This window comes from Streptomyces sp. NPDC052101, from assembly GCF_040680235.1.
Classification (GTDB): domain Bacteria; phylum Actinomycetota; class Actinomycetes; order Streptomycetales; family Streptomycetaceae; genus Streptomyces.
This window is the reverse complement of sequence record NZ_JBFAWH010000014.1, coordinates 14388-32599: the sequence shown is the minus strand read 5'-3', so window position 1 is coordinate 32599 and position 18212 is coordinate 14388. Positions and strand designations below refer to the sequence as shown.

The 18212-nt window shown below is 68.9% G+C and carries 17 protein-coding genes and 2 pseudogenes; 9 read left to right on the top strand and 10 right to left on the bottom strand.

Features of this window, described 5'->3' with window-relative positions:
- Nucleotides 1-122: 122 nt before the first annotated feature.
- Nucleotides 123-286, top strand: a pseudogene (locus tag AB0L75_RS24360) (kinase); the annotation flags it as partial.
- Here AB0L75_RS24360 and AB0L75_RS24355 read toward each other — a convergent pair.
- Nucleotides 253-1131, bottom strand: a complete 879-nt coding sequence (locus tag AB0L75_RS24355; protein ID WP_365184844.1) for a helix-turn-helix domain-containing protein — start codon at nucleotides 1129-1131, stop codon at nucleotides 253-255. The pseudogene AB0L75_RS24360 and the gene AB0L75_RS24355 sit on opposite strands and share 34 nt — an antisense overlap.
- A 162-nt stretch (nucleotides 1132-1293) precedes the next feature.
- Here AB0L75_RS24355 and AB0L75_RS24350 point away from each other — a divergent pair, with 162 nt between their 5' ends.
- Nucleotides 1294-2157, top strand: a complete 864-nt coding sequence (locus AB0L75_RS24350) for an alpha/beta hydrolase (RefSeq protein ID WP_365184343.1) — start codon at nucleotides 1294-1296, stop codon at nucleotides 2155-2157.
- A gap of 739 nt (nucleotides 2158-2896) precedes the next feature.
- On the opposite strand, the gene AB0L75_RS24345 is transcribed toward AB0L75_RS24350, so the two are convergent.
- The 3 genes from AB0L75_RS24345 to AB0L75_RS24335 all read right to left on the bottom strand — a co-directional run bounded on the left by AB0L75_RS24345 (nucleotide 2897) and on the right by AB0L75_RS24335 (nucleotide 7724).
- A complete protein-coding gene (locus AB0L75_RS24345; RefSeq protein WP_365184340.1) occupies nucleotides 2897-5242 on the bottom strand; it encodes an FtsX-like permease family protein in 2346 nt (781 codons plus the stop codon).
- The gene (locus tag AB0L75_RS24340) at nucleotides 5239-5931 is read right to left on the bottom strand and encodes an ABC transporter ATP-binding protein (protein WP_365184842.1); all 693 of its coding nucleotides are present in this window, start codon (nucleotides 5929-5931) and stop codon (nucleotides 5239-5241) included. The genes AB0L75_RS24345 and AB0L75_RS24340 overlap by 4 nt, the downstream gene beginning before the upstream one ends.
- Before the next feature lie 326 nt (nucleotides 5932-6257).
- The gene (locus tag AB0L75_RS24335; protein ID WP_365184337.1) at nucleotides 6258-7724 is read right to left on the bottom strand and encodes a competence protein CoiA family protein; all 1467 of its coding nucleotides are present in this window, start codon (nucleotides 7722-7724) and stop codon (nucleotides 6258-6260) included.
- A gap of 177 nt (nucleotides 7725-7901) precedes the next feature.
- On the opposite strand from AB0L75_RS24335, the pseudogene AB0L75_RS24330 reads away from it, so the two are divergent.
- Nucleotides 7902-8237, top strand: a pseudogene (locus AB0L75_RS24330) (transposase family protein); the annotation flags it as partial.
- Nucleotides 8238-8353: 116 nt separating this feature from the next.
- On the opposite strand, the gene AB0L75_RS24325 reads toward AB0L75_RS24330, so the two are convergent.
- The 3 genes from AB0L75_RS24325 to AB0L75_RS24315 form a co-directional block, all read right to left on the bottom strand.
- Nucleotides 8354-8707, bottom strand: a complete 354-nt coding sequence (locus AB0L75_RS24325) for a hypothetical protein (RefSeq protein ID WP_365184334.1) — start codon at nucleotides 8705-8707, stop codon at nucleotides 8354-8356.
- A gap of 44 nt (nucleotides 8708-8751) precedes the next feature.
- Complete coding sequence (locus tag AB0L75_RS24320; RefSeq protein ID WP_365184876.1) at nucleotides 8752-9123, bottom strand: hypothetical protein; 372 nt, start codon at nucleotides 9121-9123, stop codon at nucleotides 8752-8754.
- 1093 nt (nucleotides 9124-10216) lie between these two features.
- The gene (locus AB0L75_RS24315) at nucleotides 10217-11422 is read right to left on the bottom strand and encodes a permease (protein ID WP_365184331.1); all 1206 of its coding nucleotides are present in this window, start codon (nucleotides 11420-11422) and stop codon (nucleotides 10217-10219) included.
- A gap of 103 nt (nucleotides 11423-11525) precedes the next feature.
- Here AB0L75_RS24315 and AB0L75_RS24310 point away from each other — a divergent pair, with 103 nt between their 5' ends.
- The 6 genes from AB0L75_RS24310 (at nucleotide 11526) to AB0L75_RS24285 (ending at nucleotide 16006) form a co-directional block, all read left to right on the top strand.
- Nucleotides 11526-11795 (top strand): hypothetical protein, encoded by a 270-nt coding sequence (locus AB0L75_RS24310; RefSeq protein ID WP_365184329.1) that lies wholly within the window; start codon nucleotides 11526-11528, stop codon nucleotides 11793-11795.
- Nucleotides 11796-12285: 490 nt separating this feature from the next.
- Nucleotides 12286-13035 carry a tRNA-dependent cyclodipeptide synthase gene (locus AB0L75_RS24305; RefSeq protein WP_365184327.1) on the top strand — a complete coding sequence of 250 codons (750 nt, stop codon included), beginning with the start codon at nucleotides 12286-12288 and terminating at the stop codon, nucleotides 13033-13035.
- A 16-nt stretch (nucleotides 13036-13051) separates the two neighbouring features.
- A complete protein-coding gene (locus tag AB0L75_RS24300) occupies nucleotides 13052-14281 on the top strand; it encodes a cytochrome P450 (protein ID WP_365184324.1) in 1230 nt (409 codons plus the stop codon).
- A 20-nt stretch (nucleotides 14282-14301) separates the two neighbouring features.
- Complete coding sequence (locus tag AB0L75_RS24295; protein ID WP_365184321.1) at nucleotides 14302-14961, top strand: methyltransferase domain-containing protein; 660 nt, start codon at nucleotides 14302-14304, stop codon at nucleotides 14959-14961.
- 104 nt (nucleotides 14962-15065) lie between these two features.
- On the top strand, nucleotides 15066-15590 hold the full coding sequence (locus tag AB0L75_RS24290; protein ID WP_365184319.1) for a MepB family protein: 525 nt from the start codon (nucleotides 15066-15068) through the stop codon (nucleotides 15588-15590).
- A gap of 179 nt (nucleotides 15591-15769) precedes the next feature.
- A complete protein-coding gene (locus tag AB0L75_RS24285) occupies nucleotides 15770-16006 on the top strand; it encodes a chaplin (RefSeq protein ID WP_365184316.1) in 237 nt (78 codons plus the stop codon).
- A 616-nt stretch (nucleotides 16007-16622) separates the two neighbouring features.
- On the opposite strand, the gene AB0L75_RS24280 is transcribed toward AB0L75_RS24285, so the two are convergent.
- The 3 genes from AB0L75_RS24280 to AB0L75_RS24270 form a co-directional block, all read right to left on the bottom strand.
- The gene (locus tag AB0L75_RS24280) at nucleotides 16623-17330 is read right to left on the bottom strand and encodes a Clp protease N-terminal domain-containing protein (RefSeq protein ID WP_365184313.1); all 708 of its coding nucleotides are present in this window, start codon (nucleotides 17328-17330) and stop codon (nucleotides 16623-16625) included.
- Nucleotides 17327-17548: an AsnC family protein gene (locus AB0L75_RS24275; RefSeq protein WP_365184311.1), complete on the bottom strand. Its 222-nt coding sequence runs from the start codon at nucleotides 17546-17548 to the stop codon at nucleotides 17327-17329. Before AB0L75_RS24275 ends, AB0L75_RS24280 begins: the two co-directional genes overlap by 4 nt.
- Before the next feature lie 260 nt (nucleotides 17549-17808).
- A complete protein-coding gene (locus AB0L75_RS24270; protein WP_365184310.1) occupies nucleotides 17809-18150 on the bottom strand; it encodes a hypothetical protein in 342 nt (113 codons plus the stop codon).
- Nucleotides 18151-18212 lie beyond the last annotated feature (62 nt).

Sequence of the window (18212 nt, the reverse complement as noted above, 5' to 3'; positions counted from 1 at the left end):
CGCCAGCCGGTCCGGTGACCGCCTGGATGTTCGCTCCGTGCCGCCTGGCTTGCCGGAGTAGTCGTACTCGCCGTCGCCGGCCCGGTCGCACTCGGCGATGGTGCCGTCCACCACACCAGGACGTACTCCGGCTTGGCCCGCCGCATCCCGGCAACGTCCATGAGCCGGATGCGTCTGTTGCGTGGGTGGGTGCGGCGCCGTCCACCTGCATGAGCGTGACGACGAGCGGTTCGTGATGCTGCTGGAGCGGCTTCAGCCGTCGACCCTGGCGGAGGTCGGGGACGGCGGCACACCGCTGAAGTCCCGCGCTGCAGGGTCGCGCGGCTGGTGATCGAGCGTAGATCCCTGGAAACGAAGGTCTTGGTCGGGTGTGTTCACGGTCGGCCATGCGCGGTTGTCCACCGTCAGAAATGGCTCACCCACCACGGTCGCCGGCGTTGAGCCGGTGAACGCCATGATGTCCCGATGCAGATGGGACTGATCGCAGTAGCCGGCGTCCGCCGCGACTCGGGCCGCGCCTTCACCCCCGACCATGCGGTGCACCGCATGGTCGAAGCGGACCAGCTTCGCGGCACGTTTCGGCGGCATGCCGATGTGCGAGTGGAACCGGGACCACAGACGCTTGCGGCTCCAGCCGAGTTCGGCCGCCAGGTGGTCGACCCGGACGAGGCCCCTGCTGGCCACGATCCTGTTCCAGGCCCAGGCCACCGCCGGGTCCATCGGCGACCGCGCCTCACATCGGCGGGCGAGCAGCGCGTCCATGAACACGAAGCGGTCCTGCCACGAGCGGATCTCGCTCAGTTGCTCGCGAATCCGTGACGCCTCCCGGCCCCACAGGTCGTCGAGGGACACCATGGCACCGGCTAGATCGGCCGGACAGGCGCCCAACAGCGCGCCTGCGATCACTGGCGACAGGCGCACCTGCACACACTCGATCTGTTCACCCCACGCTCGAACCCCGCCTCCCGAGCCGAATCCGGGCCCGGCGACGAGACTTCCCCTATGCCGCCGCCCAGCGCCGTCGTCCACGGCGGACGCGCTCGCCCCGAACTCCAGGACCAGCATCACGGCCGGGTGCGGAACCACCCGCAGGCCGCCGATGAGCGGGCCCGGGACCCGGAACCCAGCCATGTCGAGACCAGCCACCCGGCTGGGCCGCTGCGGACGCGCGACGTCCCACACAGCAGGATCGTCACGTTCACTCGTGGTGGACGCCATCGTCGAATGCTACGCGGGCCGAAGAAGGAACATTCGTCCAAGCCGTAGGCGCGCACCGGAAGCGACAGTGGGCCCATGACTCCTCCCGACAGGAACCCGCATGTGAACGGCGACGCCGGCACCACCGAGGATTCGATCCTCCGCCTGGAAGACGGCGACATCTACGTCTGCCAGGACGGCCCTCGCGACGCCCACGCTCTCCTGCTCGTCCACGGATCCGCCGCCTCGAGCCGTTCGTGGGATGCGCTGGTTCCACTGCTGACCACGTCCCATCACGTCATCCGGATCGACCTGCCAGGGCACGGCCGTTCTGCCGAACCGGTCGACGGCGGCTACGAAACCTCCAAGCAAGCACGCAGGCTCGGCACGGCACTGGACCGACTCTGCGTCAAGCACGTTACGGCCGTCGGCCATTCCAGCGGCGGCTATGCCGCCACCGCTCTCGCCGAGCAACGACCCGACCTGGTGACCGCGCTCGTACTCATCAACACCGGCCCCAGTCTGGACGCCTTCATCGCGCCCGAGCCCACCACGATCGACCCCACCCAGTGGCCACCGACCGACGAGCAGATTCGCCAGTTTGCGAGCACCGGATTCCGCACGGGTTACCAAGTCCCACAAGAACTCGTCGACGAGCTGCGCAGTATGAAGTACCACGCGGTCACTGCGGCGATGCAGGCATCCACCGCCTATCTGAAGCAGCACGCACTCCCAAGTCGGCTGACGGCCCTCGGCAAGCCACTACAGGTGATCTTCGGCGACCAAGACCGCAGATGGCGCCCCTCGTCCGCAGCCGCCTACCGCGTAGTACCGGACGCGAAGGTCGAGTTGCTACCCGGTGCCGGACACACGCCCATTCTGGAGGAACCGCAGCGGACCGCCGCACTACTCCTGGACTTCACCGAAAGGCACACCACTCAAGCGCCCAACGTCACTTGACGATTTCGGCTCTACTCAAACGAGCCATGGCTGTGACCTGCAAGCCTCAGGTCCACGTCGGATCCGGCTCACGTACGTGTCGTTCTCACGGGATACCGCTCTGGCAAGTCGCAGCTCGCTCGCGAGGGTCAGCCCGGCCAAGGCCGAGGAACTATGGAGTTTCCGTTCGCACGCTGAAGCAGTGGGCCGCTGACTTTCGGCGGCACGGCGAAGCTGGGCTCCCTGCGAAGAGGCAGCTTAGGGAACGAGCGTGACACAAACCCGGTAATCGCTGGGTGGAGGCCGCGCTAGAGGTGATGGTCGAGCACAACGACCGGTCCCGGCCGACGCGCACGCTGGTGATCGAACGGACCCGGGCTCGGGCGCGGGTGATCGCGCGGTTCGATCCGGATGTGGTGTCGTAGCCGGGCCGGGCTACGCGTTCCGGACCCTGGTCGAGTTGGAGGGGCGGCGCCCGCTGTTCCGGCTGAGCGCGAAACGCAACCGGGACATCGCCGCGCGCACGGAGGGGCCCTATAGAAAGGTGCGGCCGACGCGGCCGGGGACAAGTACCTGCTGATGGAAATCGACCCGGCTCGACGTCTCGGCCACCACCATCCGGGACATGCTGAAGCGGCCCTCCGCACCGGCAGACGTAAGTGCCGCCGCCTATGGGCAGTGACTTCGGCTGTTCCGTGTCACCGGTGAGGTGAGGTGAGACGTCGTGAAGGCCACCGCTCCCTCAGTTACCGGCCCTCACTCACTCCGTGCGCAATACCCGGGCGATGGTCTGCCGTGCCGCCGCGCGTGCCGGGATCACCGCGCCCAGTGCGGCGATCGCCACCCCGGCCAGTACCAGCAGTGTCATCGACCCGGGGTGCCAGACATCCAGCATCCGTGCCGGGAACGTGAGTTGGGCTGCGTGCTCGGTTATCGGGATCACCACATGGTACGCCGCGACTCCGAGCGGCAGTCCCAGGATCCCGCCGAGCAGGCCGAGTCCGGCCATGGACACCACCATCATCACCGTGACCTGGCGTGGCGTCATGCCGATCGACTTGAGCATCCCGAGGTCGCGCTGGCGCTCCCGGGCACTGAGCACAACGGTGTTGAACACGCCCATCGCGGCGACCAGCGTCAGCATCAGGGTCAGCGCAGATGCGGAGCTGATGACGGTCACGGCGTCCGCGTTCAGCATGGTGTTCCTTGTCGGGTAGAGCCCCGGGTCGGCGGCTTGTACCGCCTTCGCATAGGCGTTGAAGTCGGCTGCGTGGGTGAGCCACACCCAGTACTGGTTGGCCTGCGCGTCCGGTGTCAGGGCGGTCGCCGTCGCCCAGTCCGCGCGCATCCAGTCCTCCGGGCCGGCCAGGATCTCCCCGACCAGGGTCACGCGCTCCCGCCGGCCGCCCGCCACGGTCAGGGTGAAGGAGTCACCGAGCCGCAGCCCCTGCTTGGCGAGGAATCTGCCGGAGGCCACCACTTCGCCGGGCCTGCGCATCCAGCGCCCCCGCGACAGGTCGTCCGGGAGAGTAGACCGTCCCCCGCGTACGCCCTCGATCGCCACTCCTTCGCTCCGACCGAGGATCCGTACGTTGGTGAAGCCCACTGCGGCCACGTCCGCGACATGCGGCAGACCGCGCAGGAGATTCTGTGTCGCGGCGTCGTCGTGGTGCGGGGCGGTCTGATCGAACCTTGTCTGGCCTCGCCAGACGGTCGACTGTGCCTTGCCGAAGTCCTGTTCCGCGTGGCCATAGGAGACCATGGTGGCCGACAGACCGGTCGCGAAGGTCACCGTCGCCACGCCGAGCAGGACCGAGGCGACGGTGAGCAGCGCCCGTCCGGGCCGGGCGAAGGGCAGGCCCAGGCCCAGGGTCACCGCGCGCGGGAGCCGGACGCCGGTCAGCCACCGCTGTACGGCCGGTCCCCGTCCGGCGTGCGGTGCGCTGCCCGCGCTGATGGCGCGTGCCGCGGAGAGCCGGTGGGCGCGCAGAGCTGGGATCAGTGCGGCCAGCAGCACCGTCACGGGCATGCCGAGTGCGGCGGTCGCGTACGCCCAGGCGCCGATCGTCGGCTCTACGTTCGCGGTGCCGAGCTGTGCGCCCTGGAAGACCTGGTGCAGCAGCGGCCGTGCCACCACCCCGCCGAGAGCTGTGCCGACCGCCGCGCCCGCCGTGGCGGGGACGCAGACCATCAGCAGGCAGACGGCGACGACCTGATTGGGCGTGAATCCCAGGGACTTGAGCACGCCGATGTGCCGGAAGCCGGAGACCACGGCACCGCTCACCACGTTGCCCACGATCAGGACCGCCACCAGCAGGCCGAGGATCCCGAAGGCCATGAGGAACGGCACGAAGGTGTTGGGATTGGCTGCGACCTGCGCCTTCAAGGTCAGGTACGACTGGTGGGCGACCATCGATCCGGACGGCAGGCCGGCGCTGACCGCCGCGGTGTCCTCGTTGACCTGACGGGGTGTCGTGGCGCGGTCGAACCGGTACAGCATCTGGTACGTCGTGGGGTGCAGGGCCGTGATCTGCCGCGGGGAGACCCATGCCTGCGCGGTCCCGCTCATGCTGGACGCGAGGCCCACCACGCTCAGCGGCTGCTGCCCGGGCAGTCGGATCCGCTTGCCGAGCGGCGAGTGCGGCCCGCTGCCCATCCCGGGCGCGTCCGGCAGTGACAGCACGATCTGGCCGGGTCCGGTGGCCCAGTGCCCGGCGAACAAGTCCAGCCGGTCGACCGGGCCACCGGGGTCCGCACGCCCCACGACCGTCAGGGGGCCCGGCGCCATCCCGGGCATCTCGGACGCCGCATTCTCCGGCATCTCGATCACGGCTTCCGGAAATGGTCCGGCCGAGGCCCGTACGCCGGGACGGTGCGCGGTCCGGGCGAGCTGCGCGCCGGAGACCTTCGTCGCGTCGAAGGTGGCGATGACGTGTGCGCCGTGCATCCGGCCGAAGAGTTGGTCGAAGGGTCGGGACACGACGTCCAGCAGCCCAAGCGCGACCACCAGAGCCATGCTGGAGACCAGCACCACCACCCCGATCACCGAGGTCTGCAGCCGACGGCGGCGCACGGCCGCGATCGAGGCGCGCCACACCGTGCTCATGCCGTCCGCTCCAGGGTTCGCTCGCCGGTGATCCGGCCGTCCGCCATCGTCACCAGCCGGCTGGCGCACCGGGTGGCCAGCCGCTCGTCATGCGTCACCAACAACAGTGTCTGGCCTGACTGGTTGAGGTCGATGAGCAGGTCCATCACCTGCTCCCCCGCGTGACTGTCCAGGGCTCCGGTCGGCTCGTCGGCCAGCAGCAGGGCGGGGCGGTTCATCAGCGCGCGGGCCACCGCCACCCGCTGGCGCTCGCCGCCGCCCAGTACGGCCGGGTAGACGTTCTTGCGGTCAGCGATGCCGAGTTCGTCCAGCAATTCCAGGGCCCGGCGCCTAGCCTGACGGGCCGGTGTCCCGGTGAGCTGGGTGGCCAGGGCGACGTTGTCGATCGCGGGCAGGTCGTCGATGAGATTGAAGAACTGGAAGATCATGCCGACCCGGCGGCGCCGGAAGAGCGCCAGCCCGGTCTCATTCATCGCGACCAGGTCATCGCCGTGGACACGTACCTGGCCGGCGCTCGGCCGGTTCAGCCCGGCGATCATGTTGAGCAGGGTGGACTTGCCACAGCCGGACGGACCCATCACCGTCACCACCTCCCCGGCCCCGATCTCCAGCGACACCGCGTTCAGGGCGACGGTGTCGCCGTACTCCTTGCGTAACCCGCTGACCCGGACGACCACCTGCTCCCGCATGGCGACCACCCCGGCCCCTGTGCCCGTACCGCTGCTCTCTTCGCTGATCATGACAAGGACGTTAGGCGGCGCGGCCTGGCCCGGTCGTCAGCCCCCGGATGTAACCCAGGGCGGTGCTCATCCCGGGGATGTACAAGGATGGCCCCGCAGGTGGAGCCCGGGGCACCTCTGGCCCGGACAGGGGTTGCCCCTGTGCCCCCAAGGCGCCCTCAGAGGAACCGGCCGCGCTGATGAGACAGAAGTCCTTGCAAGGTGCGATCGTCGATTCGGACCGACCGCGTCGCACCATCCGTACCTTGTATTCGTCAGCCCTGCCGGGTCCACGGTCAGACCGTGCTGCGGCGCCACGGCTTGTCGTACGAGCCGCCGCAGGCGCGGCACGAGGCGGTGTAAACGGCGCTGGCGGGGGTCATCTGCTCGGCGGGCTCGGCCGGATGGGGGCGGCCCAGGATGATCGCGGTAAGTTCCGGTTCCGCGCAGCCGCACGGGCCGTCTGTGCGCCTGGGACGGGGAAAGACCGTCCGGGGCGCAGGTGCCGCGGCTGTGTCCAGCGGAGCGGCCTGGATGTGCTCCATGCGCCAGCCGTCGATGGGGACCTTCCGGCGGCGGGTGTTGCGGTCGAAACGCTGCTGCTCGGCGGCCGTCTCGAACAGCAGCAGCATCCCCGCCAGCAGGCGGAACGCCTCCCCTCTCACTAGCCCGGACACCGGGGACAGGACGGCGACCGGGGTATCGTCCGGGCCGATCAGTGCGGTCCCGCCGCCCCACCGCCCTTCGTCGGTGCTCATCCCGACTGTGGCGGCGATGTGGTGCTCGCGCGCCAGATGCTCCACCGCCTGCTCCACGCCCGGTCGGCGCATGAGCTTGTTGCGCCACTGGGCCCCGGCGGGCCCGAGGTTCGCCCGGCGCGCGTCGGCCTCGGCGGTGGTGGCCCGCTCCAGCGCGGCCCGGCGGGAGGCGGCGTTCTTCCGGTCGATGTCGGCCCGTCTGCGCGACGCCTTCTCCTTGAACCGCGCCCGCTGCTCGGCCGCCTCGCGCTGCCGCTGCTCCTCCCGCCACAGGTACTCGTCCTCCGCCGCGATGTACTGCGGCGCCGTCCAGACCTGGGTGAGCTGGCGCTGCGGATAGCGCAGCCGCACCCGCGGGACGTGAGGGCCGATCTGGCACGTGAACACCCAGCGCAGGAAGTCTGCGACGGGCACCTGCGGCACAGCATTCCACCCACACCCGGCGAACTTCACCAGGCCCTCGGCGACCGCGACGCCGTCGTCCGTGGTCACCAGCCGCACGGAGGGAACGGCGCCGAGCCAGTGCGGGCGGGGACGGTCGCTGAACCAGCAGCAGGTCACGCCGTGCGCGTCCATCCGTTCGGTGCGCTCGGTGATGTCCGCGGCGGTGATCGGGGAGAGCTGGGCCTCCAGCGCCATCCGCCACGTCCCCGTCGGGTCGCTGGCCACCACGTCCGCCCGCCAGGAGCCGTCCGGTGCCCTCACCTCCAGCTCGGCGTGCGCCCCGGCTTCCCTGGCAGCGCTGGCGAGTTCGAGCTTGAGGAGGTGGTGAGCCTCGGACTCGCCCTGACGGGCGATCTCGCAGTCCGGGGCGTGCGGGGCGTGGGCGAAGAACCGCAGGCCCCGCTCGGATATCTTCGCGTGCATCGGGTGCAGGCACTCCGCACAGGTGATCGGCGCAGGCGGCCGGACCTTCCACACCGCCTCCCACGACTGCCCGCACCCCAGGTCGGGCAGGTGCGCGAACACGGTTCCCCACTCGGCGTGCACGGCCCGGAACGCCATCCGTCCTCCCCCGTCGGTGATCTCCTCAAAGTGTCGCGGCGACCACTGACAATCGGTATGGCTCTGCCGGCGGACTGGCTGATGCAGTACGGCCTCAACCAGACCGACGTGAACGCCGTGCCTAGAAGCGCCGCAGCCGTCCCGCGCTCCGAGGAAGGAGTCGACCGGCTGCCGTGAATCTCACCCGCACTGCCCGGCCGCACCCACGCCCTCGCGGCGGCCCACACCCACCGGATCACCCATATCTGCGAACGCCACGGCATCCCCGTCCTCGCCGACCGCGCCTACACGGGAGACGGCCGGTGGGTGACGACGCCCCTCAGTCGCCCGCCGGGCCGCGACCCCACACCGACCCAGCCAACCATCAACCGCACTCGTTCTGCGGCCCGGGCACCGGTCGAGCACGGCGTCGCACGAGTGAAGTCGTGGCGGATCTTCCACAGGTCCCGGTGCAGCCCGAATCGAATGTCGTCCATCTCCGCCGCCGTCCTCACCCTGGAGCAGCAACACTGAAAGGGCTCACCGCTCCGCTCATGGCAAGGTCTGGAGTCCAGCTTCCGTCCGTGCCGCACCGCAGCAACGGGGAGGGCCCTGGGAATCGCAGGCCCGGCTCTACCGGGACGGCAGTCCTAGACCACGCAGGCGAGAGGCACCCAGCCCTTGATACCTCGATAGCTGATGTAGTCCCAGCGGTTGTCGTCCTTCCACTTGCAGAGGGAGTACGTCCCGCCGATCGATACCTCGCACTTGAGCAGCTTGGGCTTAGCGCCCTTGGGCAGCAGCCCAAGCGCTGTCGAGTTCAGCTTCTTGTCCTTGTGGATCCTTACGCTCTCGTGCGCCTTGGCAGTCCACGGGCAGCTCTCCGCCGCCACCTGTGTCACGGTGGAAGCGCTGTGCGTCGTGGGTGCAGCGTTCGCCGTACCTCCTGTGAAGGCCAGGCCTGTCACGGCGACGAGCCCGATCGTCGTTGCCAACTGCCTCATCTTCAAGTCCGTTCATCCCTCCGTTTGATCATGAACGTGGCCGGTCAGCCTAACTTGAACACGGTCGGCAAGATCCACAGAGCGGGTGCCGGCCGACACACCCACCCCACCCCCTCACCGTTCGTACACCCCCTCCACCTCCCCCTCGCGAAGTCCCGCATCACCGCCTCCCTCCACAGCTTCATCGGGGCGACACATTTGCCACCCTCTGTGATCAGGAGCCCCTTCTTGCGGCCGGTGATCGTCAGATAGCCCTCGTTGTCCAGTTCGCTCGTCTGCGTGCCGACGGCCGACGCCGTGCCCTTGACGCTGCGTGCGACCGGGATGTTCGCCGACGGGGATCCCGGGCGGCAGGCGGCCCTGCGAGCGACCCTTGAAGAGGTGATGCGGCTTGCTCGTCCCGAGGTGCGAGCCATCCAGCGCGCACGGTGGCTGGCGAGACCCAGGACGAGATCGCCGAAAATCTCGCCTCCAGCCGCAGGGCCGTCGAAGGACGGCCCTAGCGATTTCAGCCGCCGCCTACCTGTCCCCCATCGTCGGCATCGTCCCGCGCGTCCTGTTCGCCGACTGGTCACAGGAGATCACCGGCCGCGACTGGATCGCGCACAGCCACCTCGCCGGTGTGCCCGCCCCCGAGCGTCTCGGCGCCTACTCCCCGATCTCTGGCCGTGCTTCTTCGCCCAACTCGGACAGATCACGGCACGCGTGCACACCGTCCGCGGCCCGCACTTCGGCCCGGTCGCGGGTCCTGGCCGCCCCACCTGGAGCGCAGCCGTGAGCGCCTCCCTCCACACCGTCGCCGACGAGTGTCCTCGACGAGATCACCGAACCGCGCCGACTCACGGGGACCTTGTGACCCGTTCACAAGGCAAGTCGACTGTCGGAAGCAGGGCTGTCGGGGCGCAGGCGTGTCAGCGGGTGCGGCGTCGGACGGCCCAGGTGCCCCAGCCGGCTGCGGACTCGGTCTTCTGCCAGGCGCCGGGCAGGGCTGCCGCGACGGCAGCCGCGGGCAGGTACAGCGGCCCGTCGCTGCCGAGCTGGTTGATCCAGTACTCCGTCGTACGCCAGGACGCGGACGGCCTCGGTGGGGAACAGCAGCATGTCGATCGCGCCGATGACGGAAACGCAGGTCGGGCAACGACAGTGCGCTCGCGTCGGCTCGGATACGCAGCGATGAGCGGTCGTGGGCCTGACGCAGTATGCCCAGCGACAGGTCCACGCTGATCATCTGCGGTGGCGCGGGTGGTCTCCCAGTCGGTGGCGAGCTGGTCGAACTGCGCGCGATGAACTGAGCGGTCTCAGCCGTCCAGGGCCGCCGCCCGGCAGCCAGGTCACGGGCGAAGGCCCGGAAGACGTCAGCGATGCCGGGCGGCGGGATCGGTTGCCGTCCGGGCTGGGCAGGACGCGCGGCAAGGTGGCAGTCACAGCACCACTCCAGCATGTCGACGGCGGTTCACGGATCGGCCCGTGGGCAGAATTGGCTCTCCACCCACGGGCGGAGGACGCCCCTCAGTGGTGGTGCCCGCCTTGCGTGTCCCCTGCTTGTTGCCCGTGTTGCGGACGGCCTGTGTGATCGTGGCCGGTGTCGGGTGAGCCGCCCATCATGCGGAGCATGGACGGCCCGCCGGTGCGCAAGAAGCGCATCAGGAGCGCCGCGGCCAGGAGGAGGAAGGCGATGTTGAGCCAGGTGGTGTAGTTCCAGCTCACGCCCTCCATGGGAATCTTCGCATCGGCCTGGTCGGGGATCAGGCCGAGCCCGCCGAAGGCGAATTCGACGATGTACCCGGCGATGACCATCGCGAGGTAGAAGGTGCCGAGCAGGAAGGCGGCCGTCTTGGCGCCGTAGTACTTCCGGTAGATGTTGAGGATCGGCAGGATCAGCAGGTCGGCGAAGATGAACGCCACCACTCCGCCGAAGCTGATGCCGCCCTTCCACAGCACCACCGCCAGCGGCACGTTGCCGATGGAACACACGAATGAGGCGATCGCTACGAGCGGGCCGACGATCGGGCCCCACAGCTTGGCAGCGAGAGGGTGGCCGTCGAAGAAGAAGGTGCGCCAGAAGGAGTCGGGAACCCAGGCGGCGATGGCGCCGGCGATCAGCAGGCCGACGACCAGGTCGCGCAGGATCGCCGCCCACTCCATGACGAAGACATGCGAGGTCGAGGTGAAACCCTCGCGGGAGAACAGACGCCGGGCGAAGGAGCCCTCACGGTGAATGGACATGTCCATCGCGGCGTGACCCTCCATCGAGCCGGCCAGTCCGCGTTCAGCCTGCTCGCGGGCGGCGCGCAGGAGTGTGTCACGCAGGGCGAGCCGGAACAGGACCGCCAGCAGGATGATCATGATCGGGCCGCCGACGAATTCGGCAGCGGTGAACTGCCAGCCCATCAGCAGGGCCAGGATTACGCCGAGTTCGACGACCAGGTTGGTCGATGCGATCTCGAACGCCATCGCGGCGGTGAAGTTCGCGCCTTTACGGAACAGCGAGCGGGCCAGCGCGACGGCCGCGTACGAGCAGGATGAGGACGCCGCGCCCAGGCCTGCGGCGATGGCGAGCGTGCGGGGCCGGTCATCGCCCAGGAGCGAGACCACGGTGGACTTGCGGACCACGGCCTGGACGACAGCGGACAGGGCGAAGCCCAGAATCAGGGCCCAGGTGATCTCCCAGGTCATGGACCCGGCAATCGACAGTGCGTGCAGTACGGTGTGCATCTGTAAAGCCTTCCTCCGAAGGGTGCGGCCCGCCGCTTACATACACGCTCTCGCTGGGTCACAGCTCCGTGACACTCACGCGAGCGGTCGTCGTTGAGCGGACATGGATGCCGAGGATCTGGAGATCGCGTGGGCGCAAGCACGCCATGGCCACTTGCCGTTCGGCGCTGTCCTGGTCGACACCGCATCGGGCCGGGTCAGGGCCCGGGGACACGCCACTGTCGAAGGCGGCGATCTGACCGCGCACGCAGAAATGAGCGTGCTGTGCATAACCGATGCACACCAGATGCCCGTTGCCGCTCAGATCGTGGTCTCCACGGCGGAGCCCTGCCCCATGTGCGCTGGAGCCCTGCTGTGGAGCAAGGTCGCGTGAGAGGCGGATCGCTCGGCCGTGGGCCGGAGCGCTCCGCCGGTACGCGTGATGGCCACGGGGCCAACGGCCTCACGCCGCTCGGGCAGCCACGACGCCATCACCGCCGCCGCCGGTCGGCGAGCAGTCCCACTCGACGACCGCGACGCCGGTCCTCCGGTACCAGCCCCGAACGACACTGTCGACGTTGCTGAGGCGTCGGACCAGGACCCGAGCGCGACGGCTACAGCTCGGGCGTGGCCGGCGGCGATCCGTCTCTGCCGGTGTCCGGCCGGGTGCCGACCTGGCGTCGCAGGCGTCCCTCTCACCACGAGGTGGCGGAACGCTGGAGCGGGTCAGCGGGTCAGCGGGCCGGGCGCCGGGCGAGCCGGGGCGTGCGAAGTGCGCGCCGGGTCGCACGACTTCACCAATGACTACTTAGCGTCACGCCTTTAGGTGGACTCGACGGCATTCCCGTCACTCTGCGTGGGTACGTTGCGCTGCATGGACGCAGATGCATACGCGCGGAGTGACGATGACCTCCAGTGAGAGTGATCAAGGGGTAAGCGTCTTACCCTTCGGGGCGAGCAGTGAAGGGGTCCTTCAACGAGGGGATCACGCGCTGTTCGGAGTCAGTACGGGCAACAGCTACTTCAGCCGCCGGCGTCTGGCCGATGCCATGGCGTGGGCGGTGCAGTGCTTTGCTGTCGTGGACGTGGTGCACGCGGATGTCGCTCTGGAGGCGATGCTCGAAGCCCTGGGCTACGAGCGTCTCGCCGCGCGCAGGAGCGTGGCCAAGCAACTGCGGGGCGTGCGGCGGCGCATCGACCGCGCGCTGGAGGACCTCGGGGCGCCGGCAGAGCGCGTACGGGCTCGGCCGTTATCCGATTTCCTCGACCAGCCCGGTTACCGGGAGGTGCGGGCGCGGACGCGGACGGCACTCCGTACCGACCTGGAGTTACGGTCGGTCCGGGACGCCATGGCGTACCAGTTCCACACCAAGCGGCTGAAGCCGGGCGGTCTGCCCTCTCCCGGCCAGGTGCAGGCGGCGCTCGCCTACGTGGACGCCGAGTTGCCGTTCTTCGTCGACACCCCACGGATCCTGGGTGCCGCCTCGTCCGTCCACTGCTACCACACCGTCCTTCCGCTGGGCCGCCTGCTGTTCGGCGAGCGCCGGACAGGGCTGCGCCCAGCCGACAACCAGGGCTACGCCATCGTCGCGTGCCACGACCGATCCGAGCAGGGCTTCCCTGCAAAGCCGTAGAAGAAGGCAGACCGCCATGACATCCACGCCCACCACCGAAACCTCCCTGCCCCCTTACGCCGATGTCGAGTGGTCGCTGTCCCGGCGCGGTGACATCGTGCCCGCCGAGTGCACGCGGCTGCGCGAGAAGAACCCCGTCGCGCGGATCAGAACTCTCACGGGCGACGACGCCTGGCTGGTCACCAGCTACGCGCTGGCCCGGCAGGTCCTGGAAGACGAGCGCTTCAGCCTGCGCGACACGGCGGCTCCCGATGTGCCGCGCCGGTACGCCCTGACGATCCCCCCGGAGGTCGTCAACACCATGGGCAACGTCAACAGCGCCGGGCTCCACCAGGAAGTGCTGCGCGCCTTCGGGCCCCGCTCCGGGCCGGCGTCCGCGGAATGGATGTCCGCGCGGGCGCACGAACTGGTCGACGCCATGATCGAGGAGGGGCCACCGGTCGACCTGCGACAGCGGTTCGCCGAGCCGTATTCCGCCGCTCTGGTCTGCAAGGTGCTCGGCCTGCCCTACGAGGACGGGCTGCGGCTCATGTCCGGCCTGGACCTCGGCTTCGTCACCAGCCCCGTCGTCTACGACGGCTGCACCGCCGACTGGGACAAGGACTACGCCTTCGTCCTGCGGTACGTGCGCGCTGATCGTGACGACCAGCAGGGCCTGATCCGGCGGCTGCGCGAGCTGCGCGACGACCCGGAGCGCGACGGCGGCGACCTGACCGACGAGATGCTCGCCACCACGGTCACCTCACTCTTCGGCGCCGGCGCCATGAGCACCTACGTGTTCCTGCTGCACGCCGTGCTGACTCTGATCCGTCACCCGTCAGCGATGGACCACCTGCGCCAGCGGCCCGAGGCGATGCCGCGCGCGGTGGAGGAACTGCTGCGGTCCACGCTGTCGATCGGCGACGGACTACCCCGGATCGCGCGGGCCGATGTCCAGGTCGGTGACGTCCTCGTACGGGCCGGGGAACTGGTGCTGGTCTGTGTGGAAGGCGCGAACTTCGCCCCAGAACAGTTCCCGGATGCCGAGCGGTTCAACCTCGACCGCTCGCCCAACGCGCACCTGGCGTTCGGAGCGGGCCGCCACTTCTGCCCTGCTTCCGCGATCTCCCGCGTCCACGCCGCCGAGGCCCTCACCGTCCTCCTCGAACGCCTCCCGCGGCTGCGTCTCGCGCTCCCCGCCGACCAGCTTGTCTGGCCCACGGGCAACATCAAGCGGGTGCCCGAGAGGCTCCCGGTCCTGTGGTGACCTCACCGGAAGGCGCCGCCATGGCACGCCTCTTCGAGAGTCTGGGCATGGAGTACGAGCAGGCCTTCACGGGGCGGAAACAGGCCCAGATCGACGCCGTCGAGGAGCTGTCGCGCCGCCTCTCCCCCGGCTCCCGCGTCCTCGACGTGGGGTGCGCGACCGGCCGCCCCACCGCAGAGCAACTGTGCGCCGGAGGCCTGGACGTCACAGGCATCGACGTCTCCGAAGTCATGCTGGCCCACGCACGGCGCCAGGTCCCCCGGGCCCGGTTCATCCTGGCCGACCTCTTCAGCGACACCGCCGGCCTCGGTGTGTACGACGCCGTCGTATGCCTGTTCTGCCTCATCAACCTGCCCGAACCACGCTTCGTCGAGGGCCTGCGGCGACTCTCGGCCCTCACCGTGCCAGGCGGCACCATCATCGTCGCGGTGCCGGAATCCCAGGGCACGGAGGAGGTGCAGTTCCTCGACCTGACGTACCGCCCCATGCGCTGCCTGCCCGAGGACGTCCACCGCTACGCCCAACTCGCCGGACTGGAGACAGAGCGCGTGCAGGCACTTACCGAACCCGGATCACACGACCAGACCACACCCGGCAGAAGCCTGTTCCTATGGGCAGGAAGCCCGGTGCCCTCACCGCGCACACCAGGCCCGGACACCGGCGACACGATTCCGCTCTGACGTCCATGTGCACATCGAGCAGACCCGGCGGCGGAGGTGCTGCTGCTGAGTGGCGGCCGTGAGCACTCGTCGGTGTGTGGCGGGCGTGATGGCAGGATGTGAGGATGGCGGCGAATCAACCCTGGGCAGGGCTTCATGGTGACCTGATCGCGGCGAAGGCATTGGTGTACGACCCGAGTGGCTTTGCTTGCTCACGGCCGGTGCCCGAACCGGAGAGTTCTGAGTACTCAGCTCACGGGTTCACCCTCGATGGGATGTCGGTCAGGTTCCGCGTGGCCAAGACCACCCCGACGAAGGTCGGCCAGTTCGTCACCGTGTGGCAGCGATCCGTGGAAGGACCGATCCGGCCCTTCGATGCCGAGGACGGGGTTGATCTCTTCGTCATCAGCAGCCGCGACAACGGCTACTTCGGACAGTTCGTGTTCCCGCGAGAGGCGTTGTGTCAGCGCGGCATCGTGTCCCGGAACGGCTCCGGCGGCAAGCGAGGCTTCCGCGTCTACCCGCCGTGGGTGACCACGACCAATCGTCAGGCATCCAGCTCTCAGGCGTGGCAGGTGGACTACTTCCTGTATCTCGGGGAGGCCGAGCCTGTCGACGTGGCGCGTGCCCAAGCCCTCTACCACCCGTAGGCGCACCCTTCAGTCCCTGGGGCCTCTTCCCGGCCTGTCCGATAGGACGCCCATGAGAGCTGCGCCCGGTCTCACGACCGGACACTGCGTGCGCCTCCCGCGCCCCCTGTGAGTGTGGTTTTCATGATCCTGCTGCGGCCCATGCTCAGGACGAACTCTCTGAGCACCAGGAGGAACTCATGCGTGTACGTGCCGCCATCACCGCGATCGTCTTGACCGCCGCAGGCGTTGTCGCCTGCACAGGGACTGCCGTCGCTGACGCCGACGCCAACGGGGCGGCCGTGGGCTCGCCCGGCGTCATCTCGGGCAATGCCATCCAGGCCCCGATCCACCTTCCGATCAACCTCTGCGGCAACTCCATTGACATCGTCGCCCTCCTTAATCCGACATTCGGGAACACGTGCGTGGCCGATTAGTACTGGCAGAAGGGGCTCCAGCGCCACCTTCCGGGAGAGGACCTAAGCGTCCACCACCGCCATGGACCAGCCCTGGCCCCCACCGTCTACGACAAGCAACTGGGTGCAGTCCTCGGCATTCGGCAGATATACAGACTTGCCATCCGCGATGGTCTTGATCACGTACTCGCCGAATCCCCGGGCTCCAAGCCCCAGAAGTAGGGCCCGGCCGCAGTTCGTGCATGCATGAACTGCGGCCGGGCGTCTTTTCTTTCTGATCGGCGGGCCAACCAGATGAAGATGCCCACGACGAGGAGTCCGGCTCCGAAGACGATGGCGGTCTTCTCGTAGCGGGTGGCCAGGCCGCGCGCCAGTTCTTCAGATCTGCCATGGTGTCAGGCGACCGGGCAGCCGTTGTAGTACCCGCCGAGGCAGTGAGCACCAGTCGGGCTCACTGACGAGTGCACGACGTCACCGCCGCCTTCGACGCACAAGTACGCAGAGACGAACGGCCCCCGTGCCTCCGCGGAACCGATGAACCGGTCCCGGGCGTGCGGATGCTCTGCGTTGTCCCCGGTGTTCCGGCCCGGCTCCGCCGCACCTGGTGTAGAAGGTGGCGATGCGGCAGGGAGCGGGATCAGCTCGCCCGGCCGTAGCGGTCAATGATCGCGGCGCGCAATGCGGGGGCTGACACCCCGAGCGCCGACAGCAGGGAAGGCACCAACCCGCGGTTCATGGCGATGAGGTCGAGGGCGAGGTGTTCAGTGCCGATGTAGTCGTCGTGCCGGTCCTGCGCCCGGCGGACGGCGTTGGCCAGGCTCTCCTTGGCGCGAGGGGCGAAGGGGATGTGCCCGGTGGGGCGGGTGCCGGTGGCCTGGTAGAGGCCGGTGGGAGCGGGGGCCGGTGCCGTGAGTACGGCGCGTCGGCGCCGGCGCCAGTGGTGCACGAATCCCGGGTGCACTGCGCGCCGGGGGTTGAGCCTGGAGGGGCGGGGCCTCCGGTGGACGGCTCGGTCGGCTCGTGCGAGGGCTTCTGCTCCGAAGGATTCTTCGAGCCTGGCATGCACGGCGTCGAGATCGATCCCGATGGAGGCCAGCGCGTCCCGGTTGAGGGTGTCGAGCAGGTGGGACCCAGCCCCGAGTCCGGCCTGACGGACGATCTCTTCCTCGACGCGCTGTGGCGTGAGACCGTGCTGGCGCAGAACGGCGCTCGCCGGCTGGTCGGTGGCGACGACGGCGAGCAAGAGATGTTCGCAGTCGATGTAGTGGTGTCCGAGCCGGCGGGCGTGCTCTTGGGCGTGAACCACGACGGTGCGGGCTTCCGGCGCGAAGCGTTCGAACATCATCGCCTCCCCATGAGATGGCCGTACTTGCGGTGCACGGTCTGCTTGGTGACGCCGAGCCGCTCGGCGATGTCCTGCCAAGACCATCCCAGCTTCCGCGCGTTCTCGATTTGGAGGATCTCCAGCCGTTCGGCGAGTTCTCGTAGGGCGGCCACCGCGCGGAGCCCAACGTCCGGGTCATTACTGGCGGCACCCTCGGCGATTTCGAGTGTGTTCTCCATGGCCGTCATCACATGCTGACAACCAGGGTTGCATCAACGTATGCTGACGGCGCGCAGGCCGAGCCGCACGGTTCATCCACCCTGGCCCGTGTTCTCTCGCTGCAAGGCGTCGACCGCCAGCTGGTTCCTCCACTTCCTCGCCGGAGGCGAGCCGTAACCGCATCACCTGCTCCTTACCACCGGAGCATGTCAGCCGGGTATGGCGCTGCGCTCCGGAAAAGGGTGCCCGGTACGCACTCGTCGACCGTGGCTGCACAGGATCACCGGCCATGACCCGCAGCAGGCTGGGCGACCTGATCGCCACCGGTTTGATCGACCGCCTTGACCCGCGTGACCGGATGCTCTTGGAGCGTCGTGCGCGTATCAAGTCCACCGGTGATGAGCCCTTTCCCCTGGATGGTTCCGCCCATGCAGTGCACCACGAAAGCAAGGCCCATCACCCACCCCACGGCGCTGAACTCCGTGTCGGTAGCCGCCCAGGCCGCCAGGCCGACCAAGGCGCCCCCGATCAGCGCGCCGCCCGCCGCCCAGCTCTCACTGCGCGGGTATACCCAGGCCTCGTAGCTCCGCAGGCCCATGATGAGCAGGGCGCCAACGCCCAATACAGTCTCCGCACAGCGCCTCCCCCGACCAGCACCGCCGCACACCGATTTGTCCACCAGCT